The following is a 24,349-nucleotide window of genomic DNA, read 5'->3' on the forward strand; positions in this document are numbered from 1 at the left end:
GTTTTTTTGTTATAAGTAGGGGATATGAAGAGCTACTGATGGCAAACAAGGAGGTCGCACCCATGCAGCATTTAAAATTGTACCACTTGGACACGCTGGATCACAACGGACAAACCATCCATGTAGAAGGACCGGTATCCGCTGATCGATTGCGTTCATTTCAAATGCATACGCAATTGGATGCCTTTCGTAAACCAAAGGAGCAATTCGAGGCGCTGGTGGAAATTTCAGAACTGCCAGAAGGCAGAATTATCATTGCCCATGACGGAGAAACCCTTCTGGGATACGTTACTTTTCACTATCCTGATGAGATGGAACGCTGGTCGGAAGCTGGCATGAAGGATTTACTGGAACTCGGAGCTGTCGAGGTAGCCGATGACTATCGCGGACTGGGCCTAGGTAGCCGAATGATTCGGATTGCCTTTGAAGACGGACAGCTCGAATCCTATATTATTTTTACAACCGAATATTACTGGCACTGGGATTTAAAAGGCAGCGGTCTTTCCGTATGGGAATACCGCCGCATGATGGAACGCCTAATGAAAACCGTAAATATGATATGGTACGCCACGGATGATCCTGAAATATGCTCACATCCTGCGAACTGTCTGATGGTACGAATGGGAGATGATGTGCCCCTCGAATCACGAGAACAGTTTGACCGCATCCGGTTTGTCCGAAGATTCATGTATTGAAAAAATTACACCCTTAATCCAAATGCTTGAGCATGAACTCCACAATACGGTGTGAACGATGTGAAGCTTCAACCGTAAACTCAGCATAATTCACGTGAGCCGATCCATCAGCCTTATCTGACATAGATCGTAGGACAACATAAGGCACAGCATTCATATGAGCTGTCTGAGCCACTGCGGCGCCTTCCATCTCGGTACAAGCACCGTCCATTTCTTGATGCAATGCTGTTACTATCTCACGGCTTGCGACAAATTGATCGCCGGAAAGTACTTTTCCGACAATATATCGATCTCCAAACGATTCGCAGGCTTGTTCAGCCAGGCGGACAAGTTCGGGATCGGCCGCGAACTCTGAGGTGTCCTGATAAGGAATGACCCCTCTGGCATAACCCAAAGGCGTTACATCCATGTCATGCTGCATACATGTTGATGAAATGACAATATCCCCAATGTTTAAATCCGGGTGTACCGCCCCTGCCACTCCCGTGAATATAATTTGTTCTACGCCAAAATGATCAATCAGGATTTGTGTTGTTACCGCAGCATTGACTTTGCCCACACCGGACTTACAGACAACCACACTTTGCCCGTGAATCATTCCTGTAGTGTATGTGATTCCCGCCTTGGTCGTCTTACTTGCTTCCGTCATTGCCGAGAGCAGCAATTCAATTTCTTCATCCATAGCACCCATTAATCCATAAAGTCGGCTCATTACGCATCCCTCGTTTCTTAGTTTGATGATGATTTCACAAGAGAATATGTATCTACGAAAAAAGCTCCGTCAAAGGAGCTTTCATCGAAGGTATATCCTATTCAGCACTGCCGCTAGTCTAAATAATTAACTGATAACCGTAAAATAGTTTCGTGCGGCAAAATAACGCGAGAGTTCTCCACGTTTTCCTTCTTCATCAGCTTGGTTAGCAAACGCATTGCCACCGCACCCAAATCGTACATCGGTTGTGCGACGGTTGTCAGCTGAGGACGAACCATGGAGGCCATGCGAATATTGTCAACACTGATGACCGAAAAATCATCAGGTACTTTCAATCCCTCATCCTGAATGCTATGAATCGCACCAATTGCCATTTCATCTGTAGCGGCAAAAATAGCACTTGGTTTCTTCTTCAGACCGAGGAAGTATTTCATGGCTTCAACACCGGATTCATAGCGGTAATTCCCGATTCGCACGAGATCTTCCTGATAATCAATTCCGGCTGTTTCCAATGCTCTCTTGTAACCTTGGAAACGTGCATAACCATTTGCAGGGTCTTGAAGCGTACCACTGATCATTGCGATTTGACGGTGTCCATGGCGGATCAATGTGTTAACCGCATCGAAAGCAGCGGCTTCATGGTCAATATCGACCGAAGGATAGCTACCTTTTTCATCACTCGTTGCACATAGAACAATAGGGACAGCAGCTGTGTGGAACGCTTGAATATGCTCGTCCGTTACTGTGCCGCCCATGAACAGAAGCCCGTCGACTTGCTTTTCAAGTAACGTATTGATAACACGGATCTCTTTTTCTTTCCGTTTGTCGGCATTACATAAAATGATGTTATAGTGATACATATTTGCAATATCCTCAATACCGCGCGCAATTTCTGCAAAAATTGAGTTCGATATATCCGGAATAACAACGCCAACAGTCGTTGTCTTCTTGCTGGCCAGACCTCTAGCTACCGCATTTGGGCGATATCCCAATTGTTCAATCGCTTCGTACACCTTCTTGCGAGTTTGAGGTTTTACATTAGGATTATTGTTAACTACGCGGGACACTGTCGCCATTGAGACCCCAGCTTCGCGAGCTACATCATAGATCGTTACCGTCACATTCCTTCTCTCCATTGCCAATAAATTTTCAACCGAATCCTAGATCAACTAATTAGAACCATGATACGACAAAATACTACTTTATGCAACGACAGCACTCATTCTATCTATGTGAGATGATCGTGGAGCGCACGGGCTGTAATATTCGAATGGGATGTATGCCAGACAGCCTCCCCGTCCTTGACTAAAATGGCTTGCGGCGATTCATGTTTCACCTGAAGCTTGTCCGAAGCCGCATTGGACACCGGCCGATCTTCTACTACATAAATGATACCGTATTCAATATTTTCGTCGGGAGCACCTTCCAAATAAGACTCCACTTCCTGGTATGCGCCTGCACTTATCGGACAACGTGTGCTGTGCTTAAAGAGGAGTAACGGTTTGTCTGATGACGCTTCCAGAGCCGTATTTAATTGTTGAATAGTAGTCATTTTCGTCATCGTCGCCATTGGATATACATTCCTTTCTGTGTCTTGTCGTATGGCCTATTCTCATCGTAACAAAAAGAACATGTAAAATCCAATGGTGACCATGAAAATTTTCATATTTTTTAGTTTTTCGTATTCGTGAACACCGATTTACTGGTAAAACCGGATAATTGAACCAATCTTTTCTCTACATCATTCATCCAGTCTTCATCTCCTAGGCTTCTCGCATAGCGATAAAGATCCAGCAAGAGATTAATTCGAAGCTCCATTCGCTCCTCCAAAGCAGATTGCCAATCGACATTGGGATTGTCCGCTTCCTCCAGTACAAGCTTGCGAATAATTTCTGCCAGTTCATTATTGCGAGCAAAAGATATTCGCCGGGGCGCAGGTTTGCTCCCTAGACTTTGTAAAAGTTCCTTAATGTCCTTCGTCACATGTTGCAGAACCTCACTGGAAAAGCATGACGGGCATGAAAATACAGGAACATGCAAAATTTCAACCTTACTCGCATATATTACCTTTCGCAATTCCAGTCCCATCGGTTCACCGCATTGGCATTGCTTTTGCACTTTTACCACCTCATTACATAGGATCAAACTATATAAGGATCTCTTCAGCATCCAGATATATCTATCTACTAGTCTATAAAATATTTGTTAACTCTATAAAATCTATCATACCTTTTTTTATTTCGACTTTGGGGTCTCAAATCCTTCCCCAGATTGCAGCAATGAACAAATTACCAAGGCATTAGAGGGTCAAAAAATGACGGCGATTGTTGTAAAAGAACGACTCCTAACCTGAGAATCTGCGAAGGAATGGACTTCGGGCTTACTTTTTCTTAAGATGTAAAAGTACAGATTACAAAACAAAGGTGTCATATGTGACCCAGGAAAGGATGGTTAGATGTCAAGACTTACCGGAAAAAAGGTCATTGCCCTCGTAGATGAGGAATTCGAGGATCTGGAATTATGGTACCCGGTGTATCGTGTTCGTGAAGAAGGCGCAGAGGTACATTTAGCCGGTGCTGAAAAGGGAAAAAAATATATTGGAAAATACGGCGTACCTGCTGAAGCAGAATATGCCTTTGAAGAACTCAATAGTAGCGATTATGACGGTATTCTTGTCCCTGGTGGTTGGGCGCCCGATAAACTGCGCCGCTACCCCAAGGTTATTCAACTTGTACAGGAGTTTCATGCCGCACATAAACCCATCGGACAAATCTGTCATGCAGGCTGGGTACTGATTTCTGCTAAAATATTGGATGGTGTCACAGTTACCTCCACGCCAGGTATCCGTGATGATATGGAAAATGCAGGAGCAATCTGGAAGGATGAAGCTGTTGTGACAGACGGACACATTGTATCCGCTCGTCGACCGCCCGATCTTCCACCTTACGGAAAAGCGTTCTGCGATGTATTAGCTAATAGCGCTCGGAAATAAGATATGTAGTCCGCACATTTAGGACTTGAGTAACCTTATCTATGGCTATATCGAAAAAGCACCTTCAAAACCACTTTATTCATGGTTTTGAAGGTGCTTTTTCGTCCGAGCTATCTAAGCATTGCGGATATTAAAATATTACGGCCGCCCGGGTCCGGCCGGGGTACAGCTGATATTAGCTGCAGTCAGCTTGTCTTCGATCGCTGCACCAGTGGACATGCCAAAGCAAGCACGAGCGATTGCCATTGCTTCAGATGCAGTCGTATTCAGCACACGATGCTTGACCCGCAATAAAGATTGGGGGGACATACTGAGCTGATGTATTCCCAGTTCCAGCCAAAGTGGAACGGATCGTTCATCTCCAGCCATCTCACCGCAGACACTCACATCAATTCCGGCATGATGTGCCGCTTGTGCAGTCATGCGCAGCATTCGAAGTACAGCCGGGTGGTATGGATGGTACATATGCGCAATCTGCTCATTCATACGGTCTACAGCCAGCACATACTGAACTAGATCATTCGTTCCGATACTAAAAAAGTCGGTTTCAGCTGCTAATAGATCCGCGATCATCGCTGCAGCCGGAACCTCAATCATAATCCCTCGCTGAATTTTAGGATTATAGGCAAGCCCTCTTGCATCCAAATCCGCCATAGCTTCTTTCAAAAGAGCATCTGCCTGACGGACTTCCTCCACGGATGAGATCATCGGATACATGACCTTGATATTCCCCGTTGCACTGGCTCGCAAAATTGCAGTCAACTGAGTTTTAAACATTTCCTTCCAATCCAGACTAATCCGTATAGCACGATAACCTAGAAAAGGATTTTCTTCCTCTGGGAGCTCAAGATAATCCAACGGCTTATCGCCGCCGATATCCAATGTACGGATGACTACGGAGTGATTGCCTGCCTTTTCCGCTATTAGTCGATATACTTGATACTGCTCCTCTTCATTAGGAGCAGATTTACGATCCATATATAAAAATTCCGTGCGGAACAGCCCCACACCTTGAGCTCCATGCTTCAAAGCAGCCTCCAGTTCTTTAACGGAGCTAATATTGGCCGCCAGTCTCAGCGTGGTTCCATCCTTGGTCACAGCTTCTACCGAAGCGAGTACCTGAAGCTGCTCTTTTCTACGTCGCTGCTCGTCACGTAAAATGATATAGTGGTCTATTACAGATTTTTCTGGATTCACATACACTCTACCCAGGTCTCCATCCACAACCATCATATCTCCGGTTTGAACAGGCAAATTCATATTGCTCTCCAATCCAGAAACGAGTGGAATACCAAGCGCACGGGCCATAATCGCGGAATGCGATGTTTTACCACCATTCATAGTCACAATCCCTAACACATAGCTGGGATTCAAGTGTGCCGATTGGGATGGTGAGAGCTCTTTGGCTACCAGGATATAGGGCTGAGTGTCCTTGGGAAGAGTCACTTCCGGTGCGCCCAGCAAATGCTTGAGCAGTCGGTTCCCCACATCCTTGATGTCGATTGCCCGCTCCTTCATATATTCATCATCCAGCAAATCAAACATTGTCACAAAATGATCAATAGCTTCCTTCACAGCCACCTCGGCCGCCTTATACTGACGCTGAATAATGCCGCTAATTTCATTCATGAACTCCGGATCTTCCAATATCGCTAGATGAGCATCAAAAATGCTGGATTCCTCCGCTCCCACCATCTCTCGGAACTCATCCTTAATAAACTGGATTTCACTTTTGGATGTACGTATCCCTTCATACAAACGTTCAAATTCCTTCGCTAGATCTACCGTATCCATTTTTTGATCAGGTAAATCCCATTCCCAGCTCGGCAGGACAAATGCCTTCCCGATGGCCACACCTGCTGCGGCGCCGATGCCTTCTATCATGTTTCTACCCCTCCAACATTCCTGTCATGCAGCACAACGGACATTACCGAGGCCTGACCTTTTTTCACTGTTTTAAACGGAGCAAAGCTCCACGACTTGACGCGATCCGGATTCGTGATGACCATAGGAGTCACCAGCGATGGAGCTTGCTCTCGTAGCGCCTGCAAATCAAATTTGATCAGCAATTGCCCCGGTTCCACCGTATCGCCTGCTTCTACCATAGCAGTAAAATTCCCTTTTAGCTGTGAAGTATCAATCCCGATGTGAAGCAGAACCTCAAGTCCTTCTCGTGTGGAGATGCCTAAAGCGTGCATGGTCGGATACAAGTGCATCACAGTCCCATACACCGGAGACACAAGTTCACCGCGTTCAGGAACAAAAGCAACACCGTCCCCAACCAGCTTCGTTGCAAAAATTTTGTCAGGCACTTCATGAATCGGTAGCATTTTTCCATGTACAGGAGCATTGAACAAAATTTGAGGGAGATCACGCTCCATCAGCTTTGCAATTTCCTCACGAATCAGTTCTGAATAGGTTCCAAATACGACTTGTAAATTACCTCCGCCCAGATTAATAAGCCCGGCCGATCCCAATGCCTTCATCGCTCCGGTATCAATCAGCCTGTCATTATGGACAGTCAGCCGTAAACGGGTGATGCAGGCTTCTACCTGCACAATATTCTCCTTCCCACCGAGTGCTTCCAAAATAAGTGGAGCACTGTAAGGAATATTACCGGCCCAATCCTCCAGAACCGAGCCTTCCTCACGTCCAGGAGTTGGAATCCGGAAGCGACGGATTGCCCATCGAAACAGTACATAATACACAAGCCCATATGCCACTCCGACTGGAATTAACAACCAGGCGTTATGTGATAGATGGAAATTAAGGACATAATCTATAAAACCCGCCGAATATGAAAAGCCATGATGAATGTCCAGTTCAAAGGTAAGCCACATGGCCAGACCGGACATAACCGCATGAACGAGGAACAAATAAGGAGCAGCAAACAAAAAGGCAAACTCAATCTGTTCCGACACTCCGGTAAAAAAACAGACCAATGCGGCCGTCAGAAACGTTTTTTGCACCTTTGGCTTCAAATCTTCACGAGCTTCCTGAATGATCGCTAAAGCAATCGCAGGGATCGCAAACATCATAATGGGAAACAACCCAGACATGAAATAGCCCGCTGTCGGATCGCCAGCAAAAAACCGGGGTAGATCCCCCTGCACAACGTTGCCAGACGGAGTTTTGTATGTACCCAGTTGAAACCAAAATATATTGTTAAGCAGATGGTGAAGACCAAAAGCTGCCAACAGCCGGTATAGAATGCCGTAAATAAGCAGTCCAAAACCGCCCAAGCTCGATTCCAGGCCTACAATAAATTCCAGTCCTCGTTGAATCAGCGGAGCAATAATCAACATGAGCCCTGCAAATACAGCAGAGAACAGACCAATAAGCAGCAGAACAAATCGGGTTCCCCCAAAAAACTGAAGCACTTCAGGCAACTTAATGCTTTTAAAGCGATTATAGGCCAACCCTGAAATGATCCCCAAAATGATACCAATGAGCGTCGCTGGCTGAATGAGTCCGTTTCCAAATCTCAATGTGACCTGATCATATATAGCCATACCAGCCAATGCAGCCAGTCCCGCCTGACCTGCTTGATTCGACATACCCAGTGCAACACCAACCGCAAACAAATACGGCAAAAAATAAAAAATCCCGTGTCCCGCCGCATTTGCCATATCGGACACCATAGGAAATCCCCACGTGGCCCAAGGAAGGCTGCCGAGACTTAGCAATATTGCAGCTGCCGGTAGCACCATCGTCGGGAGCATGACAGCACGACCAAGCTGTTGTAAGGATCCGAGCCAATTCATGGCATTCCTCTCCCTTCTATCCCTGATGGTAAGCCGAATAAATACTTTTGTCAAAGCCATGGTTCCGTCAGCCAAAAATATTTATTTACGCTTTTACAGGTCATATAACTTATTACTCAACGATAACCCTATGAATTTAACTAGACCACATCACATTCCAAGCATATATACATTATATGGATTCCTGAAAGTATAATATACTGTATCATGATTCTGATTTCACACCAAAAACCTTCAACCCTATGAAACAAGGGAAGAAGGTTTTCTTCATGTGCATATAGCATGGGTCAGAGGTGTGATTATCCTTTACGAACAGCTTGGGTCACTGAATCCTCCACCTTAATGCAACGATCCATAATAACCGTCATTCCATGCTCCTGCGCAATGTCAGCGGCTTCCTGGCTTATAATTCCCTGTTGTAGCCACAATATCTTAGCTCCAATAGCAGCGGCTTCACGCGCAACCTCTGCGCAGTATTCGCTACGACGGAATACATTAACCAATTCAACGGGCTCTGGTACTTCAGCAAGACTGGCATAGCAAGTCTCTCCAAGAATTGTTTGCCCTGCGGCCGCAGGATTAACCGGAATAATCCGGTATCCCCGCTTTTGCATAGCATAAGAAACCATGTATGAGGTGCGGTCTGATTTATCAGACAAACCTACAACCGCAATATTGCCTACTTGTTCCAAAATATTCTTAATCTCTTCTCTGGACGGATTTTCAAAAGCCATTCTATCTCCTCCTGTCTGTATCTTAACTTACCTTTATTTTACCCATTCTACGGAAGCACCAAGCGTCGTCAGATGGTCGAAATACTGTGGATACGATTTGGCGACATGATGCGCATCCTTGATCACTAGCGGCTTCTGCGCGCGCAAACCTACAACCGTCAATGCCATAATGACACGGTGATCATAATGCGCGTTGATTTCCACTCCACCTTCGACACCCTCCGGTCTACCATGCACAATGATTTCCGCTTGACGTTCTTCTACCCGAGCCCCAGCCTTGCTCAACTCATTCAAATAATCCGTAATTCGGTCACATTCCTTATACCGTAAATTTTCCACGTTATAAAAACGAGATGTACCTTCGGCAAATACAGCCGCAGCTACCATGGCAAGTACAGCATCTGTCGCGGCATCACCATCAAACTCGATGGCCTTCAATCGGCCGTTCCCCTTTACAACAACGGTATCGTTCTCATGTGTCAGTGGTACTTCCATCATACGCAGTACATCTACAATAGCGCGTTCTCCCTGTTTGCTCTGCTCTTTAAGACGATGGATGGTAACATCGGAATTCGTTACTGCAGCCGCCGCCAGCACCGCAGCACTCCCTGGATAATCCCCCTGTACAGTATACGTACGTGGCTGATAGGATTGCCGCCCCGGGACGCGGAAAGACATGTAGTCATCACTTGCATGAATGGTAATACCAGCCTCTTGCAATACCTCTAGAGTCTGCCCAATGACCACTTTGGATTTCAAATCATGCAGCACTTCAATTTCACTATCTTCCTCCAGTAAAGGTGTAAGGAACAACAGAGCGCTTAAATACTGTGAGCTAACCGAGCCGGACACCTGAATTTTACCGCCCTTCGCCTGACCACCCTGAATACGTATTGGCAACTTGCCTTCACGATGATCTACTTTAACACCTAGTTGGCCCAATGCATCAATTAGATCGTCATGGGGCCTTTTCCCCAATGAGTCGGGATATGTATTCACAAATGTAACATCCGGACATAGGGACGCAATTCCCATCAAAAAACGGAGCACCGCTCCTGCATTGCCTACGTTCAGTTCCTTCACAGCTTGAGGATGGCTACCAAAACCTGTAATCACTATTTTTTCATCATCCTCTTCCAGCACTGCTCCCAGATCGGTGATACAACGACGCATAGCGTCACTGTCCTCACTATGAGCTGGATAATAAATAGTACTTTGTCCATCGGCTAGTGCAGCCGTAAGCAGATAACGAGTCGTGTAGTTTTTGGAGGACAAAGCCCCAATCTCTCCTTGCAAGGAAGGGGTAGGTCTAACGATAACATCCATATTATACATGCTCCTTTTCGATTCAAACCATCCTAGTTTACGTTAATTATACAAGTTGTAACGTTCATTTCTCCACCTAAAAAATAAGGAATATTCATCTAGGTCTATCGAGGTTTAGCAACCTGGTTGACTAATCTTTATTTGATTTTTAGATTTAGGCTAATTGACAGCTTAGAGATCGCTTCGCTATCATACATAGAGAGTGTGATGTTTCTCACACGCCAACAATACAAGTAATACCCATTTACATTAGAAAAGAGGTCCAGCCATGACGCAAATCGCTCTGATTGAACCTTCTGAGCTTCGCGCACGCCTGCAAGCAGGAGAACAATTGCAATTGATTGACGTCCGTGAGGCAGAAGAAGTAGCGGAAGGTATGATTGAAGGTGCCAAGCACATTCCGCTCGGACAGATTCCGGGCCGCCTTGAGGAAATTGAACGCACCGGTGAAATTATCTTTATTTGCCGGAGCGGTTATCGCAGTGAACGTGCCTGCGAATATTTGCAGCAGCTAGGTTACGAGGGATGCACCAACATGACTGGTGGCATGCTGCAATGGTCACAGGAGCAGTAAAACAGCTAGTCTATAAAAGAGACGGAAACTTTCCGTCTCTTTTATTTAGGCTCAGGCTTAGACGCGGTAAAGCATTAAACTATTATGTTTCTATCATACCATAGCGTCAAAAGATTACACAATCCTTTAGCACATCCAAATTCGTATCTAAAATACCAATTAAAAAAACGGAAGCTTCTTCTACCCCAAGGGCAAAAAAGCTTCCGTTGTGTTACATACTACATCCTTACATATTCGTCAGTTCATTAGAACCATTGATGATGGAATACGCCTTCTTTGTCCACACGCTTGAACGTATGTGCACCAAAGTAGTCACGTTGCGCTTGCAACAGATTTGCTGGCAAACGCTCAGTGCGATAGCTGTCATAGTAAGCAAGCGCGCTGGAGAAGCCAGGCACTGGAATACCTTGAGATACAGCCACTGAAATCACTTGACGCCATGCATCTTGATACGATTCTACTACATTTTTGAAATAAGAGTCCAGCAACAGGTTTTTCAGAGCAGGATCACGGTCATACGCATCCTTGATGTTTTGCAGGAATTGCGAACGGATAATGCAACCACCGCGGAAGATCATTGCAATTTTTCCGTATTTCAAATCCCAATCATATTCATCGGAAGCTGCACGCATTTGAGCGAAACCTTGAGCATAAGACACAATTTTACTTGCGAACAGTGCTTTACGTACGCTTTCGATAAATTCTTTTTTGTCGCCGCTGAAGGATTCAGCTTTAGGACCGCTCAGCACTTTGCTTGCCGCAATACGCTCGTCTTTCATAGCAGACAAGAAACGGGAAAATACGGACTCAGTAATCATGGACAATGGCACACCCAGATCCAGCGCGCTTTGGCTTGTCCATTTACCAGTCCCTTTTTGACCTGCAGCGTCCAAGATCACATCTACCATAGGCTTGCCTGTTTCAGCATCATACTGGGAGAAGATGTCAGCTGTAATTTCAATCAGGTAGCTGTCCAATTCGCCTTTATTCCATTCTGTAAAGATTTCATGAAGCTCTTCAGCACTCACATTCAGAACAGATTTCAGCAAGTGATATGCTTCACCAATCAATTGCATGTCGCCGTACTCGATACCGTTATGCACCATTTTTACATAGTGACCAGCACCGTCGGGACCGATATATGTACAGCATGGGTCGCCGTCCACTTTAGCAGAGATTGCAGTCAGAATCGGCTCTACCAGTTTGTAGGCACTTTCTTGTCCACCTGGCATAATGGCAGGACCATTCAAGGCACCTTCTTCACCACCGGATACGCCTGTACCAATAAAGCGAAGTCCTTTTTCCTCCAGCTCCTTGCTGCGGCGCTGTGTATCAGGGAAGTAGGCATTGCCTCCGTCTATAATAATGTCGCCCTTGTCCAGATGAGGCACAAGCTGTTCAATCGTGGCATCTGTAGCTTTACCAGCTTGAACCATGATCAGGATTTTACGGGGTGATTCCAGTGAGTTCACAAATTCTTCAATAGAGAAAGTACCCGTCAGTTTTTTACCTTCTGCTTCTTTGATAAGATCGTGCGTTTTTTCTGGAGAGCGGTTAAAAACCGAAACGGTGAAGCCTCTGCTCTCAATATTAAGGGCCAAGTTTTTACCCATTACCGCCAGGCCGATCACACCAATTTGCTGTTTTGCCATCTGGTTCCTCATCCTTTGCAACATATTTTGTATTCTATATCGCCGCTTTACCGCATTACACTTTATGTGAATCGGAACACGTGCACTTCTATTTTAACGTTTTTAGTGTCAGAAGTGAACCCCTGTCTGATCGCAGATCAAAACACCTCATTTTGCATGAGGTGTTCCGATGTACTACGCTTCCATCATCAGCAGTTGGTGAGATAGCGTTTGCAGGCGTTTATGGCTATTCTCGATTTTAATCTTATCTTTCTCCGTCATCGCCTTGAACAGCTTCTCCAATTCATCGTCTACTTCCATCTTAAGCAGCAGCAGCCGGGTTTCCCCTTCATTGGAAGCGTACATATCCTCCATTTCCTGAGCGGACAGCACCGGTCCCTTCTGATAAATAACACGCTGCTTAAAGCCAGTAACCTCGACCAGACGAATGACCTCGCCGAACAAAATATTTTCCACCAAAATATGATGATCCTTGACTCTTTTGACAATGGCATGACCTCGGGTGCTTCCAATCAGCTTCTCCAACCACTCAGCCAGCTTGGCATCGCGGATTACATAATCTCCAGCCAGCTTGTAGTGTCCAGTGCGCAATTGTTGAAAACGGAGCTTCACCAGCTTGCGCCCGGTTCTCACCGACAAAACCAGATACGACTCATCCTCGCTCCAGTACAGCGAATACCCTTCCGATATCAAATCCTTGATCAGATTATGGATATGCCGACGGCTAAACCGGAGCTCTAGATTGCAATATTCTACCTCACAGCCCTTGTTCACGGCATTCCCTCCTTTTTCAAGTCCGATTCAAGAAGTCCGGCTACAGCAAGCCTGCGGCTTTCCCGCTTGATCTTCCCTTGCTCTATTTTATACTTCATTTTATGTAAGGGTACTTGGTTATTTGACCTATTTTTATGAGTAACAACGCACAATCCTACTTTTGCCTTATATGCTTGTACCGAGCCCGGCCTAAAGTCGGCCAAGCCCGCTGACATTATGCTATAATCGGACATATTATGCCACACGATATGATACAACCCAGTTACAGGAGGAATAGGAATGACATTTAGTGGATTTACTGCAAAGGACTTTGATGTTTTTGAGATACCAGGCTTGGAACCTCGCATGGAGGTGCTGATTCAGCAGGTTCGGCCCAAGTTGGAGGCGATTGGCGAGGAGTTAGCCCCCTTCCTGACGGACTTATGCGGGGAACCCATGCACGTTCACGTGGCCAAGCATGCACGACGCAAGGTCAATCCCCCGATCGATACATGGGTAGCCTGGGCGGCAAATAAACGCGGGTATAAGGCGTTGCCGCATTTTGAGGTAGGTATGTTCGCTTCCCATATATTCGTCATATTCGCAGTCATTTATGAAAGTCCGAATAAAATCACGTTTGCCCAGGCGCTTGAAGCCAACCTGAGCGATGTGCGCTCTAACATACCAGGTCATTTCTACTGGTCCATGGATCATATGGATCCAAAAGGTACAGAACAGCAGCAAATGGACATGGAAGAGTTTCAAACCATCATTAACAAGCTGCAGCAGGTGAAAAAAGCCGAGGTCATGTGTGGGCTCCGTATTGATCGTAATGACCCTCTTGCCAGTGACGGAGCTGCGTTACTGCAGACGGTGCGTTCCACCTTTGAGCATTTACTGCCACTGTACCGGATGTCTTTTCCAAAGGAATAGCTTTAGAATAAATGCGGCCCTGATCCGCTACTAAGAGCACCGTTCAAGCCTTAACAACGGTTTTTCTCCGTGGATTGCGCGCCAAAGCCAGATGGCAGCCAAACATGAGCAGCATCACGATCCCACTGATGATAAATGGAGCTGTGTGTCCAGCACGGTCCCATAGCACTCCTGAAACGAGCGGACCAATAACCATACCAGAGCCTTGGAGTGTTAAAAAAAAGCCCCATACTGTTGCACGCTCGCTTTCCGGAATCAGTTGGGCAAGAAACGTGTTCCATGCAGGCAAAATGAGCGCATACCCCAAGCCAATAATGGCTACGGATACGAACACAAGTGGAATGGTCTGTACTGTTGAAAAGAAAAATAGCGTGATCCCGGCAAGCAAAAAACCGATGTGCAAAAAGTACTTGGTTCCAAGGCGATCTACCAGCTTGCCACAAGGGATCAATGCCAGCACAGTCACCCCACCACCGGCAATCAGAAGCACGCTATACAGGTTCGGTGAAATTCCGAGATCCGTGCGCGCGTACAGCGTTAGCACAGGGCTGATCAAGCCGATGACAAAGGACTGCAAAAACAGCGCAGGATAAATTAACGGATTCACATTAAGCTTTGTTTTGAGCGTGTTGATCGTCTCCTGGATACCTCTCAACACTTGCCGCTTCTGCTTGGAGTTCCCACCAGAAGATATGAGAGCGCTCTGTTCGAGGTCGTCTTTGCCAGCAGACCTGTTCGTTCCAGGCAGCATAAGAGCAACCAGCAGCAATACAATACTGCATCCTATTAAAATCATGAACACCATACCGTAAGAGTGTCCGTAATGGGATATGGCGAAATTCATAATGAGTGGACCGAAGCCCGTTCCGCCCATGGACGCAATTTCCAGTGTCCCCATCGCTGCACCGTTATTGTTATTAGGACCAGACATTTCGGTCGTTCCAGTCATCACACAAGGCCAGAGCGGAGATGTCCCCAGTCCTAGCAGCAGACACGCGATGACGAGCCACACAGGTTCTGTCAGTGCGCTTAGCATAATGACCGCTACAAGTGTAAACAACAACGCGGTTGACATCGTTCCACGATAACCGAGCCGTTCAGCCATCCAGCCCGCCGGTGCCCGGAATGCATTGTCTCCAAAATACTGAAGCGAAAAGGCTAAACCGATAATTCCGGCCGACAGCCCTAACGTTTCTCCCATATATACCGGCAGGATGGATACCAGAAGAGATCCCTTCATGAATTCGACCAGAAACACCAGTATCCATAATTTGGCGAAAAAAGGAGTCCACAGCCGCTGTGAAGCTTTTTTTCGTCTTATTTGCTTCATTTATCCCACATCCTCCGCCTTCGTTTATTGTCTATACATTCGGGGTTCTCCGCCTACTCCGCTCTTTCGCAAATAAATGCGCCCTCAATCGCTTGCATTCCTACTTCAAACTGCTATACTCAATTTTGTTCTATTATCAATTGCACAGGATTGTCGAAATCCTGCATGAAAGGTTGTGACAACACTAATGAATCAAAGCAACACCCCGCTTTTTACTGCTTTGAAAAAGCATGCTCAGAGCAACCCGGTTCAATTTCACATCCCAGGTCATAAAAAGGGAGTGGGCGCAGATCGGGAATTTCGCGAATTTATGGGGGATAATGCTTTTTCCATAGATATGATTAACATCGCTCCATTGGACGATCTGCATCAGCCATCAGGCGTCATTGAAGAAGCTCAAAAGCTTGCAGCAGAAGCCTTCGGAGCTGATTATACTTATTACAGTGTACAGGGGACAAGCGGAGCCATTATCACCATGATTATGTCCATTTGCATGCCAGGTGATAAAATTATTGTACCCCGAAATATACACAAATCCATAATGTCTGCCATTATCTTCGCTGGTGCGAAGCCGGTATTCATTTCTCCGGTCAGTGATGAGAATCTCGGTATTCACCACGGGGTTACAACCAAGTCCGTACGCCGGGCATTGGAACGTCACCCTGACGCCAAGGGCGTCCTTGTCATCAACCCGACATATTACGGTGTGTGCGCCGATTTGAAGGAAATTGTAGATCTCGCTCACAGCTATAATGTGCCGGTCCTGGTCGATGAGGCTCACGGAGTACTGATTCATTTTCACGCTGATTTGCCGATGTCCGCTATGGAGGCGGGGGCAGACATGTCAGCTACAAGCGTCCACAAACTGGGTGGTTCCTTGACTCAAAGCTCGATACTGAATGTCAATACAAAAAACGGATTCGTTAATCCGCAACGTGTACAAACTATTTTCAGCATGCTGACAACGACGTCCACTTCGTATATCCTGCTGGCTTCGTTGGACACATCCCGACGCAACCTGGCCCTTAACGGCCATGAAATAGCACAACGTGCTCTGGAATTAGCTGAATATTGCCGCGCAGAGGTCAACAAAATCGAAGGGCTATATTGCTTTGGCAGCGAAATTCTTGGCACAGAAGCTACCTATGATTATGATCCGACCAAAGTTACAGTTCATATTCGCCATTTAGGCCTTACCGGATATGATGTGGAAAATTGGCTGAGAGATCACTACAATATCGAGGTTGAGCTTAGCGATATGTATAATATTCTCTGTTTGGTGACCCCTGGTGATACCAAAGAGGAAATTGACATTTTATTAAAAGCTTTGCGAGAGCTGGCTGCACTGCACTATTCCACAGGTCAGCAGCATGAGCTGGTTGTAAAGATACCGGATATACCGCAGCTCTCCCTCATTCCGAGAGACGCTTTTTACGGAGATACAGAAATCGTGCCCTTCAAGGAATCTGCTGGCCGTATCATTGCAGAATTCATTTATGTATACCCACCGGGCATCCCGATCCTATTGCCGGGAGAAGTTATTTCGCAGGACAATATTGATTATATTGTAGATCATGTGGAAGTAGGCCTGCCTGTTAAAGGACCTGAGGATCGAACGGTACATCAGGTGAAGGTTATCGTTGAAACTGACGCTATTTCTTAAACATGATCTGTTAACACCTGCTTGCAAAAAATGTTGATAGTCAACAAAAAAAGCCCCCATTTGGGGGCTTTTCTATTGTGTGATGAGCAAGAACAGCTACTGTATCCAATCCTATTCGTATTGGGCAACAAGCTCGCTATATGCAGCTTCTACACGCTTCCACTCATCTTCGTCCTCAATATTGTAAAGCACCATTTCTTCGTTTTCTTCTTCCATACGAAGAATGATACCATCCGCTTCGGGATTGCCTCGCTCAAGCAAAAGAGCATACACGTGATCTTCTACGTCAAAGGTCTCTACCAGCACCATTTCTACATCTTTGCCATTTTCATCAGTTAGCGTAAGAACCATTTCTTCATGTTCGTGGTCATGATCGTGGTTGCAGGCTTCACCGTGTTCATGTTTGTGATCACTCATGGAAATACCTACCTTCAAATTGTTTTATTTTCCCTCGTATCGTAACATGATCAAGAGTGCAGGTCAATTTGTGGTATGCCTAATTTATCGCTGTAATGACTTTTTCGGACACGAGGGTATAACTGCCATCTTTACTTTCTTTAATGTAGAAACCGACCCGATAGTTTCCTGCTGTTTTGAAATCATACGTAAAGTCGTTTGTACGGAACCAGAAGTTATCCTTTTGCGCTCCTTTGATATCTTGGGACTGAATATCCTTTACATTGCCCGAAGGGTCGGTAATTGCTACTTTCACTCCGGAAATATCTGTTTTCAGGGTATCAATTTGACTGAAAACATTAAACTTCACTTTGTTGCCTTTATTCACGTTACCAAACACAGTATCCCCCTTGAACAGGAACATATGCACGTTTGGCTGGTCGAAAACAACTTTTCCACCAGAGGGATCAAAATTTACAAGCCCATTAAAATCACGGATAGGCACATAAGTTTTCCCATCAATGACAACTGCGCCATCTTTTGACACTTCTCCGTTAATAATCAACTGCACTTGGTCCTTGGCGGACTCCGCCGAAATGACGGTCCCTCCCATTATTGAAAAGGCCATCACTAGGGCCATCACTTTTCTCCATTTCATACTACATATCCCTCCATCGTTATCTGTTAAAAACCATCTGTCGTACATTTATACCTAGCTCAGCCGCACAAGTTGCGCTGTGTTTCACAAATTGTCCAAAGTTTTTACATAAGGAGCCAAATCTTTAGTTCTCGCAGCCTAGATGTTAAAATACGATTGTAGAATGTCTTATAACACATCGTCTGGAGGGAGAATCCATAATGGGCCTAACGATACAGATGCTTGGTACAGGCAGCGCCTTTGCCAAGCATTATTACAACAACAACGCGCTGCTGGATAGCGGGGAAGGCAAGCTGCTGATCGATTGCGGTACAACCGCATCGCTGGCATTACACCAGATGGGTGTCCCTTTGCCTGATATTGACGCTATTTTAATCACACATATTCACGCAGATCATGTCGGAGGCTTAGAGGAATTTGGTTTTCAAATGAATATCCTCCATCGTCGCAAACCTCTACTTTATATCGCCGAACCATTAATCCACCCTTTATGGGAGCATACGCTCAAGGGCGGCATGTCCCAGCAAGGTATGATTGACAAGCTTGAGGATGTATTTGAGGTAAATGTCATAACGCCTGGCGTATCCACCACATTAGTACCTGGTATCCAGATAGAGCTGATCCCTACACAGCATATTCCTGGTAAACACAGTTACTCTTTGTTCATAAATGATCGTCTTTTTTATAGTGCGGACATGGTTTTTGATCCTGATTTACTTCATCATCTGGTGCATGAACGGGGATGCCGGAGCATTTTACATGAGGTTCAGTTACAAGGCGCTGGAGAAGTACATACAACGTTAGATGAGCTGCTAAGCTTGCCAACACCTCTGCAAGAGCAAATTCATCTGATGCACTATAGTGATGATATGGAACAATTTAGAGATAAGGCAGGGATTATGTCCTTTCTGGAGCAGCAGCGAGTTTATCCGCTAGCAGATTTGGAACGTGCAGAGTAGCCGAGCTAATGAGAGCTTAAACAATTAACAAAAAGCCGCCCGGCTTTCCTACAAAGGATAGCCGGGCGGCTTGCTGCATATTTTTTGTATACAATGATAAGCTTGGACGTTAATGTTGCGAGTCAAGGTCAGAACAACGGCAGTTGATCCAGGTTATTAGAAGGATCTCCATCGGCATCCCCTCGAATTCGTTTGCTTCCATCCTTGGCCTTGAACACGTTGACGCCTGCAATTGAGCCTGCTTCAATCTCGTTCAACGCTTGGCTATAATCCAAAATCCGTCCAGTAGATGTCTGAAATGACGTAAGATCGCCATCCCCGTTTTTACGTACTGCCGTAATTTGTTCTCGTTCTGTATTCGCCATGCTGCATCGCTCCTTATCCATAGTATAGTGGAGGAACTTTTACTAGCATGCGCATTGTACAGCTTTGTATACACCCCGTGCCTCAATTACAACTTTTTGCGCATACGTACGTGCGGTATTCCCGCATCGTCAAAAGGTTCATCAGAGATCGTTTCATAGCCAAGTTTTTCGTAAAACTTCTCAGCTTGACATTGAGCATCTAACAACGAGTATCTCAGCCCCAGTTCACGTGCACGTTCCTCCAGTGCTAGCAGTAATACACGTCCATAACCTGCTGCACGATGCTCCTTGAGAACGGCAATACGTTGCATTTTAGCTGTATCCTCATCATAATATGTCAACCGACCAGTAGCCACCATTTCCCCATGTTCACAAATTAGCAAATGATGGGCGGTATCTCCCAGCTTGTCATAATGATCAATTTCAAGATCTAGAGGAACCTTTTGCTCTTCGACAAACACTTTGGTACGGATTAATATTGCCTTCTGCAGTTGCTCTTCTGTTGTTACAGTTATAATTTCTGCGGCCATCATCTGTTCCTCCTATCCTTAATTCCAAATGTAAACTCGCTAAATTTGAATTATATATATAAATGGTTATGAAGTACAGGCTGATTTGTATTTTTTCACTTTACATATATGGTTAATACATGATATTATCTAGTAACTACAGGACGGTAGCTCAGCGGGAGAGCATTATCTTGACAGGGTAAGGGTCATGGGTTCGATCCCCATCCGTCCTATACGTCTAAAGCCTTGATATTCAAGGTTTTTTTGTTTATTTGGAGATACAGCGAATTTTGCTAAAAAGAGAAACTGGTCATTGTTTAAGATTTGAGCGACAAAAAAGCCAACCAGAAATAAGGTTGACTTTTTTATATACTCTACCACTACACTTAAGCAGCAATATCTCTTTTTTCAGTAAGACTGAATTCTAGAGAATCGTTAGGCAATACATATCTCTTCTATTATATGGAAGAACAACTAAGCCCAGCACCCCAAGCACAATAAACTCAAAGCCTCTAGATTATAATAAAAACAGCTCCACTCTCACTGTCAATCTCTGTGGGATAAGTGGTCACACAACCAGTATCCGGATCTCGCACCTGGCCGGTGGACAGGTCGACTTTCCAGTCATGGAGCGGACAATGGACTACCGATCCACAGATCATTCCTTCAGATAACCGTCCCCCTTTATGCGGACAACGGTTCTCAAGCGCACGCACACTGCCGTCACTAAGGCGGAATACGGCTATCTCTGTATTACGAATGCGAACTGTTCTTGCTCCACGTTGGTCAATTTCGTTCAGATCTGCAATCCTGATTCTGCTGGTTATCGTATTGCTCTCCATTTGGTCAGCCCCCTATTCCATTACTGCCTTAAGCTCTGGCAGCTGCACAAAATTTTTGCGCAGCTCTTCGTTATGAATGATTTCGTGCCACGGATCCGTCGTTGTACTTAACGTCTCCTCAATTCTGCTTACCAGTTGCTGCCTCATCTCCGCATTTGCTAGTACCTGTTTGATCGAGTCTACGCCTACCCGCTCTACCCAATGAGCTGTTCGCTCGTTCCAATTCGCCTGCTCACGGTAATACTGTAAATAGGCACCAGTCCATTCCATCACTTCATCCTCGGTTTTTACAGTACACAGCAGTTCTGCTGCCCGCACCTTAATACCGCCGTTACCTCCAATGTAGATCCCCCAGCCACCGTCAATAGCGACAACGCCCAAATCCTTAATCGTCGCTTCTGCGCAGTTACGCGGACAGCCCGACACAGCCAGTTTGACTTTGGATGGCGCGTTCAGACGCTCAAATGCCTTTTCCAACCGGATACCCATACCCATGGCATCCTGTGTGCCGAAGCGACAAAAGGTGTTACCGACGCACGTCTTGACCGTTCGTAATGTCTTTCCATATGCATACCCTGACGGCATATCCAATTCAGACCAGATTCCCGGTAGATCTTCCTTTTTCACACCAAGCAAGTCAAGACGTTGACCACCCGTAAATTTAACCAAAGGCACGTTGTATTTCTCCGCGACAGCGGCAATCTTCTTCAGGTCGGCAGGTGAAGTAACTCCTCCATAAATGCGGGGCACCACAGAGTAGGTACCATCCTTCTGGATATTGGCATGGTACCTTTCATTCGTGAATCTGGATTCCTTCTCATCCTCATAATCCAGTGGCCACAGCATACCTAGATAATAGTTGAGGGCTGGTCGGCATTTGGTACATCCTTCAGGTTCGTTCCAGCCCAGCACGTTCATCACTTCTTTGACGCTCTTCAGCCCCATTCCCCGGATACCATCAATAATCGCTTCCCGATCAAGCGTTGTACAACCACATATCCCTTCTTTAATCGGTTCTCCGGTTTCTGCACCTGCGTACAGCTGTAAGAGCCCCTCCACTACTGGCTTGCAGCCGCCGCATGATGCCGATGCCTTCGTGCAGGCCTTAATCTCCCCAAGACTCCTGCAGCCCGCCGCAACCGCCTCTCTAATGTCACCCTTGGATACACCATTACATCCGCATACAATTTCATGTTCAGGCATCTGCTCCAGCATCATGGTGCCACTACCTTCTGGTTGGCCAGGGTTAAAACCAAGTAACAACTCTTTCTCTCGACCAACCACCGAATCACCACTTTTGATCAAAGAAAACAACATAGCTCCATCAGATGTATCCCCAAACAGGACGGCTCCGGTCAGTTTTTCTTCCTTGATGACGATTTTTTTGTAGACGCCACCAATATCATCCTGATACCGCAGAGATCGCGTTTCTGGCTCATCCTTGTAATTGCCTGCTGAAAACACATCGACGCCCGATACCTTCAACCTTGTCGAAGTAACGGAACCACTGTAGCCGGGAGTCTCCATTCCCGCGAGTCGCTGAGCAAGGACACCCCCCTGCTCATATAATGGGGCAACCAGACCGTAAGTGATTCCCCGGTGTTCTGCACATTCTCCAACGGCGTATATGCCAGGAATGTTCGTTTCCATGTTATCATTTACGATGATGCCACGGTTTACGAGAATTCCCGCCGAAACCGCCAGTTCAATATCTGGTTTGATACCTACCGCCATAACGATCAAATCCGCTTCCAGTTCGCTTCCATCAGCAAACTTCAGCCCTTCCACGCGACGACGCCCGGTGATAGCCGCCGTCCGCTTATTGACCAGAAAAGTCATTCCCTGTTCCTCCAGCTCGCGCCGTAACATAAGGGAAGCTGCCTCATCCAGCTGTCGGTCCATAATATATCCATTGAGATGAATAACTGTAACGTCCATCCCCAAATTAAGCAGCCCCCTGGCTGCCTCTAGCCCAAGCAATCCGCCGCCGATAACGGCTGCTTTTTTGTGCGTCTTCGCAGTCTCTATCATCGTCTCGCAGTCACGGATATCCCGGAAACCAATCACACCATCCTTGTCGGCTCCTGGAAGCGGCAGGATGAAGGCTTTAGAGCCTGTTGCCAACAACAGTAAATCATAAGAGACGCATACACCGGATCGTGAAGTCACCTGCCGATTTTCCGTATCGATAGCTGTGACAGGATCATCGGTATACAATCGGATATTATTCTCTTCATACCAACTCCAATCGTTGATGATAATATCCTGCAAACCTGCTCCTCCAGCCAGAACAGAGGACAGCATGATCCGATTATAGTTGGGATGGGGCTCGGCCCCAAATACCGTAATCTCATAAGCACCTGGTGCGATCTTCAGCAAATGTTCGAGAGTGCGTATCCCCGCCATTCCGTTGCCGACCAGCACTAATTTTTGGATGTAGTTCATTAGGTCACTCCCTCTCCATTTCTATCCTTAAAACATAAAAAGCCTGCTTCACATACGGGGATGAAAAATATCCCTCCACATGTAAAAACAGGCTCCATTGCCGTTTCATCGAATACGCCGTTGTATCCATCAGAGTATGAATTTAAAGTACTGTAGCCAATATATAACGATTCAAATCACATGTCAATATTCCTTACGCATTATCTTATAAAAAATTATATTTTATCACTAAGTAACATATCCATGACGTATAAAATATCACTCTTCTGCAAAATTAGGATTGATTTTCAGTCCAAAACACGCCAAAATGGTTTAAAAGTCTGTTTCCACTTCATTATGATGGAAAAGTAAAACCATCTCGCAAAGTTATATGTCACATTTCTTATCAAGACATACAATCCTCATGCTTATTTACCCTTGAGTTAAAGAGAGGAGGAGCCCGCTTGCGTTCCTTGTTGGTAATCCACTTACACGCTGACCCTGCATCCGAGCAGGCAAACGCCATTCCCTCATGGCAGGCAGGACCTGAGCACCTTTTAGAATCCAACGGATACCTACCTTTGCCCTGCCGCAATGAATCTGAAATCAAACAGCTCATCCATAATGCAGATGCGGCAGTACTTAACATACCTGTCGGCACAATCAGCATGTGGAGCAGCAGGTTAGAGCAAACCAAAGCAATTCCGTTGCTCTGGTGGTGCAGCCCGATATCAGCGCTGTCATCGACGGAGGCTTGCGAAGCAGATGTGATTGTCGACGGTATTCTAACCCCTTCCATGGCAGCTCATGAGCTGAATTGGGCTCTTCATTTTAGCGCCAAACACTTTTTTGAACGCCAGCATTGGCAAAGTGAACGCAAACAACTGACTGCTCGGCTGGAAGAACGCAAATGGATTGATATGGCGAAGGGGATACTTGGCGAAGTAAACGGCATCCCGGAAGCGGAGGCATATGATCTGCTGCGTAAAAAAGCGATGAATGAACGCAAACGAATCGTTGATGTGGCCATCTCCATTGTGAAAGCACAGCAAATGCTAAAAGCATAAA

24 protein-coding genes and 1 tRNA gene are annotated in these 24,349 nt (G+C 45.9%); 8 read left to right on the forward strand and 17 right to left on the reverse strand.

Annotation, left to right across the window (positions count from 1 at the left end; genetic code table 11):
- The first annotated feature begins 62 nt into the window (after positions 1 to 62).
- Positions 63 to 695: a GNAT family N-acetyltransferase gene (locus EGM68_RS16140; protein ID WP_058829830.1), complete on the forward strand. Its 633-nt coding sequence runs from the start codon at positions 63 to 65 to the stop codon at positions 693 to 695.
- Positions 696 to 708: 13 nt separating this feature from the next.
- Here the strand turns inward: EGM68_RS16140 and EGM68_RS16145 are convergent, their stop codons facing one another.
- From EGM68_RS16145 to EGM68_RS16160, 4 genes are all read right to left on the reverse strand, one after another.
- A complete protein-coding gene (locus EGM68_RS16145; protein WP_129549573.1) occupies positions 709 to 1,407 on the reverse strand; it encodes a 5'-methylthioadenosine/adenosylhomocysteine nucleosidase in 699 nt (232 codons plus the stop codon).
- Between the two features lie 113 nt (positions 1,408 to 1,520).
- Positions 1,521 to 2,528: a catabolite control protein A gene (ccpA, locus tag EGM68_RS16150; RefSeq protein ID WP_013371881.1), complete on the reverse strand. Its 1,008-nt coding sequence runs from the start codon at positions 2,526 to 2,528 to the stop codon at positions 1,521 to 1,523.
- Positions 2,529 to 2,635: 107 nt separating this feature from the next.
- On the reverse strand, positions 2,636 to 2,977 hold the full coding sequence (gene ytxJ / locus EGM68_RS16155; protein ID WP_014600036.1) for a bacillithiol system redox-active protein YtxJ: 342 nt from the start codon (positions 2,975 to 2,977) through the stop codon (positions 2,636 to 2,638).
- 101 nt (positions 2,978 to 3,078) lie between these two features.
- The gene (locus EGM68_RS16160) at positions 3,079 to 3,525 is read right to left on the reverse strand and encodes a hypothetical protein (protein ID WP_013371883.1); all 447 of its coding nucleotides are present in this window, start codon (positions 3,523 to 3,525) and stop codon (positions 3,079 to 3,081) included.
- Between the two features lie 337 nt (positions 3,526 to 3,862).
- On the opposite strand from EGM68_RS16160, the gene EGM68_RS16165 reads away from it, so the two are divergent.
- Positions 3,863 to 4,399 (forward strand): type 1 glutamine amidotransferase domain-containing protein, encoded by a 537-nt coding sequence (locus EGM68_RS16165; protein ID WP_013371884.1) that lies wholly within the window; start codon positions 3,863 to 3,865, stop codon positions 4,397 to 4,399.
- Between the two features lie 138 nt (positions 4,400 to 4,537).
- Here EGM68_RS16165 and ptsP read toward each other — a convergent pair whose 3' ends face one another.
- The 4 genes from ptsP to aroA form a co-directional block, all read right to left on the reverse strand.
- The gene (gene ptsP, locus EGM68_RS16170; RefSeq protein ID WP_129549574.1) at positions 4,538 to 6,283 is read right to left on the reverse strand and encodes a phosphoenolpyruvate--protein phosphotransferase; all 1,746 of its coding nucleotides are present in this window, start codon (positions 6,281 to 6,283) and stop codon (positions 4,538 to 4,540) included.
- Positions 6,280 to 8,163: a glucose PTS transporter subunit IIA gene (locus EGM68_RS16175; RefSeq protein WP_013371886.1), complete on the reverse strand. Its 1,884-nt coding sequence runs from the start codon at positions 8,161 to 8,163 to the stop codon at positions 6,280 to 6,282. The genes ptsP and EGM68_RS16175 overlap by 4 nt, the downstream gene beginning before the upstream one ends.
- A 299-nt stretch (positions 8,164 to 8,462) precedes the next feature.
- Positions 8,463 to 8,897: a CoA-binding protein gene (locus EGM68_RS16180; protein ID WP_017427811.1), complete on the reverse strand. Its 435-nt coding sequence runs from the start codon at positions 8,895 to 8,897 to the stop codon at positions 8,463 to 8,465.
- A 33-nt stretch (positions 8,898 to 8,930) separates the two neighbouring features.
- A complete protein-coding gene (gene aroA / locus EGM68_RS16185) occupies positions 8,931 to 10,223 on the reverse strand; it encodes a 3-phosphoshikimate 1-carboxyvinyltransferase (RefSeq protein WP_040103395.1) in 1,293 nt (430 codons plus the stop codon).
- A 268-nt stretch (positions 10,224 to 10,491) separates the two neighbouring features.
- Between aroA and EGM68_RS16190 the strand changes: the two genes are divergently transcribed.
- Positions 10,492 to 10,797 carry a rhodanese-like domain-containing protein gene (locus EGM68_RS16190; protein ID WP_013371889.1) on the forward strand — a complete coding sequence of 102 codons (306 nt, stop codon included), beginning with the start codon at positions 10,492 to 10,494 and terminating at the stop codon, positions 10,795 to 10,797.
- Positions 10,798 to 11,042: 245 nt separating this feature from the next.
- Here the strand turns inward: EGM68_RS16190 and gndA are convergent, their stop codons facing one another.
- Positions 11,043 to 12,449 carry an NADP-dependent phosphogluconate dehydrogenase gene (gndA, locus tag EGM68_RS16195; RefSeq protein WP_025675816.1) on the reverse strand — a complete coding sequence of 469 codons (1,407 nt, stop codon included), beginning with the start codon at positions 12,447 to 12,449 and terminating at the stop codon, positions 11,043 to 11,045.
- A gap of 174 nt (positions 12,450 to 12,623) precedes the next feature.
- Positions 12,624 to 13,223, reverse strand: coding sequence for a hypothetical protein (locus tag EGM68_RS16200; RefSeq protein WP_040103394.1), 600 nt, complete (start codon positions 13,221 to 13,223; stop codon positions 12,624 to 12,626).
- A gap of 279 nt (positions 13,224 to 13,502) precedes the next feature.
- Here EGM68_RS16200 and EGM68_RS16210 point away from each other — a divergent pair, with 279 nt between their 5' ends.
- Positions 13,503 to 14,135: a DUF1054 domain-containing protein gene (locus EGM68_RS16210; RefSeq protein ID WP_025675815.1), complete on the forward strand. Its 633-nt coding sequence runs from the start codon at positions 13,503 to 13,505 to the stop codon at positions 14,133 to 14,135.
- Between the two features lie 43 nt (positions 14,136 to 14,178).
- Here the strand turns inward: EGM68_RS16210 and EGM68_RS16215 are convergent, their stop codons facing one another.
- Entirely contained in the window at positions 14,179 to 15,465 is a 1,287-nt protein-coding gene (locus EGM68_RS16215) for an MFS transporter (protein ID WP_025675814.1), read from the reverse strand.
- A 187-nt stretch (positions 15,466 to 15,652) separates the two neighbouring features.
- Here EGM68_RS16215 and EGM68_RS16220 point away from each other — a divergent pair, with 187 nt between their 5' ends.
- Positions 15,653 to 17,128: an aminotransferase class I/II-fold pyridoxal phosphate-dependent enzyme gene (locus EGM68_RS16220; protein ID WP_013371896.1), complete on the forward strand. Its 1,476-nt coding sequence runs from the start codon at positions 15,653 to 15,655 to the stop codon at positions 17,126 to 17,128.
- Between the two features lie 111 nt (positions 17,129 to 17,239).
- Here EGM68_RS16220 and EGM68_RS16225 read toward each other — a convergent pair whose 3' ends face one another.
- Positions 17,240 to 17,545 carry a DUF1292 domain-containing protein gene (locus EGM68_RS16225; protein WP_007431055.1) on the reverse strand — a complete coding sequence of 102 codons (306 nt, stop codon included), beginning with the start codon at positions 17,543 to 17,545 and terminating at the stop codon, positions 17,240 to 17,242.
- A gap of 79 nt (positions 17,546 to 17,624) precedes the next feature.
- Positions 17,625 to 18,182 (reverse strand): hypothetical protein, encoded by a 558-nt coding sequence (locus tag EGM68_RS16230; protein WP_013371897.1) that lies wholly within the window; start codon positions 18,180 to 18,182, stop codon positions 17,625 to 17,627.
- A gap of 200 nt (positions 18,183 to 18,382) precedes the next feature.
- On the opposite strand from EGM68_RS16230, the gene EGM68_RS16235 reads away from it, so the two are divergent.
- The gene (locus EGM68_RS16235; protein ID WP_058710395.1) at positions 18,383 to 19,141 is read left to right on the forward strand and encodes an MBL fold metallo-hydrolase; all 759 of its coding nucleotides are present in this window, start codon (positions 18,383 to 18,385) and stop codon (positions 19,139 to 19,141) included.
- A 128-nt stretch (positions 19,142 to 19,269) separates the two neighbouring features.
- On the opposite strand, the gene EGM68_RS16240 is transcribed toward EGM68_RS16235, so the two are convergent.
- Positions 19,270 to 19,506 carry a DUF3892 domain-containing protein gene (locus tag EGM68_RS16240; RefSeq protein ID WP_013371899.1) on the reverse strand — a complete coding sequence of 79 codons (237 nt, stop codon included), beginning with the start codon at positions 19,504 to 19,506 and terminating at the stop codon, positions 19,270 to 19,272.
- An 86-nt stretch (positions 19,507 to 19,592) separates the two neighbouring features.
- Positions 19,593 to 20,036, reverse strand: a complete 444-nt coding sequence (locus EGM68_RS16245; protein WP_025675812.1) for a GNAT family N-acetyltransferase — start codon at positions 20,034 to 20,036, stop codon at positions 19,593 to 19,595.
- A 140-nt stretch (positions 20,037 to 20,176) separates the two neighbouring features.
- On the opposite strand from EGM68_RS16245, the gene EGM68_RS16250 reads away from it, so the two are divergent.
- A tRNA-Val gene (locus EGM68_RS16250) sits at positions 20,177 to 20,248 on the forward strand.
- A gap of 279 nt (positions 20,249 to 20,527) precedes the next feature.
- Here the strand turns inward: EGM68_RS16250 and nirD are convergent.
- Together nirD and nirB are read right to left on the reverse strand one after the other, a co-directional pair.
- Complete coding sequence (nirD, locus tag EGM68_RS16255; protein ID WP_129549575.1) at positions 20,528 to 20,857, reverse strand: nitrite reductase small subunit NirD; 330 nt, start codon at positions 20,855 to 20,857, stop codon at positions 20,528 to 20,530.
- A 12-nt stretch (positions 20,858 to 20,869) separates the two neighbouring features.
- Entirely contained in the window at positions 20,870 to 23,302 is a 2,433-nt protein-coding gene (gene nirB / locus EGM68_RS16260) for a nitrite reductase large subunit NirB (RefSeq protein WP_129549576.1), read from the reverse strand.
- Between the two features lie 443 nt (positions 23,303 to 23,745).
- On the opposite strand from nirB, the gene EGM68_RS16265 reads away from it, so the two are divergent.
- The gene (locus tag EGM68_RS16265; protein WP_013371903.1) at positions 23,746 to 24,348 is read left to right on the forward strand and encodes an ANTAR domain-containing response regulator; all 603 of its coding nucleotides are present in this window, start codon (positions 23,746 to 23,748) and stop codon (positions 24,346 to 24,348) included.
- The last annotated feature ends 1 nt before the right edge of the window (position 24,349 follow it).

The sequence above is a fragment of the Paenibacillus sp. M-152 genome (assembly GCF_003856555.1).
GTDB lineage: Bacteria > Bacillota > Bacilli > Paenibacillales > Paenibacillaceae > Paenibacillus > Paenibacillus polymyxa_C.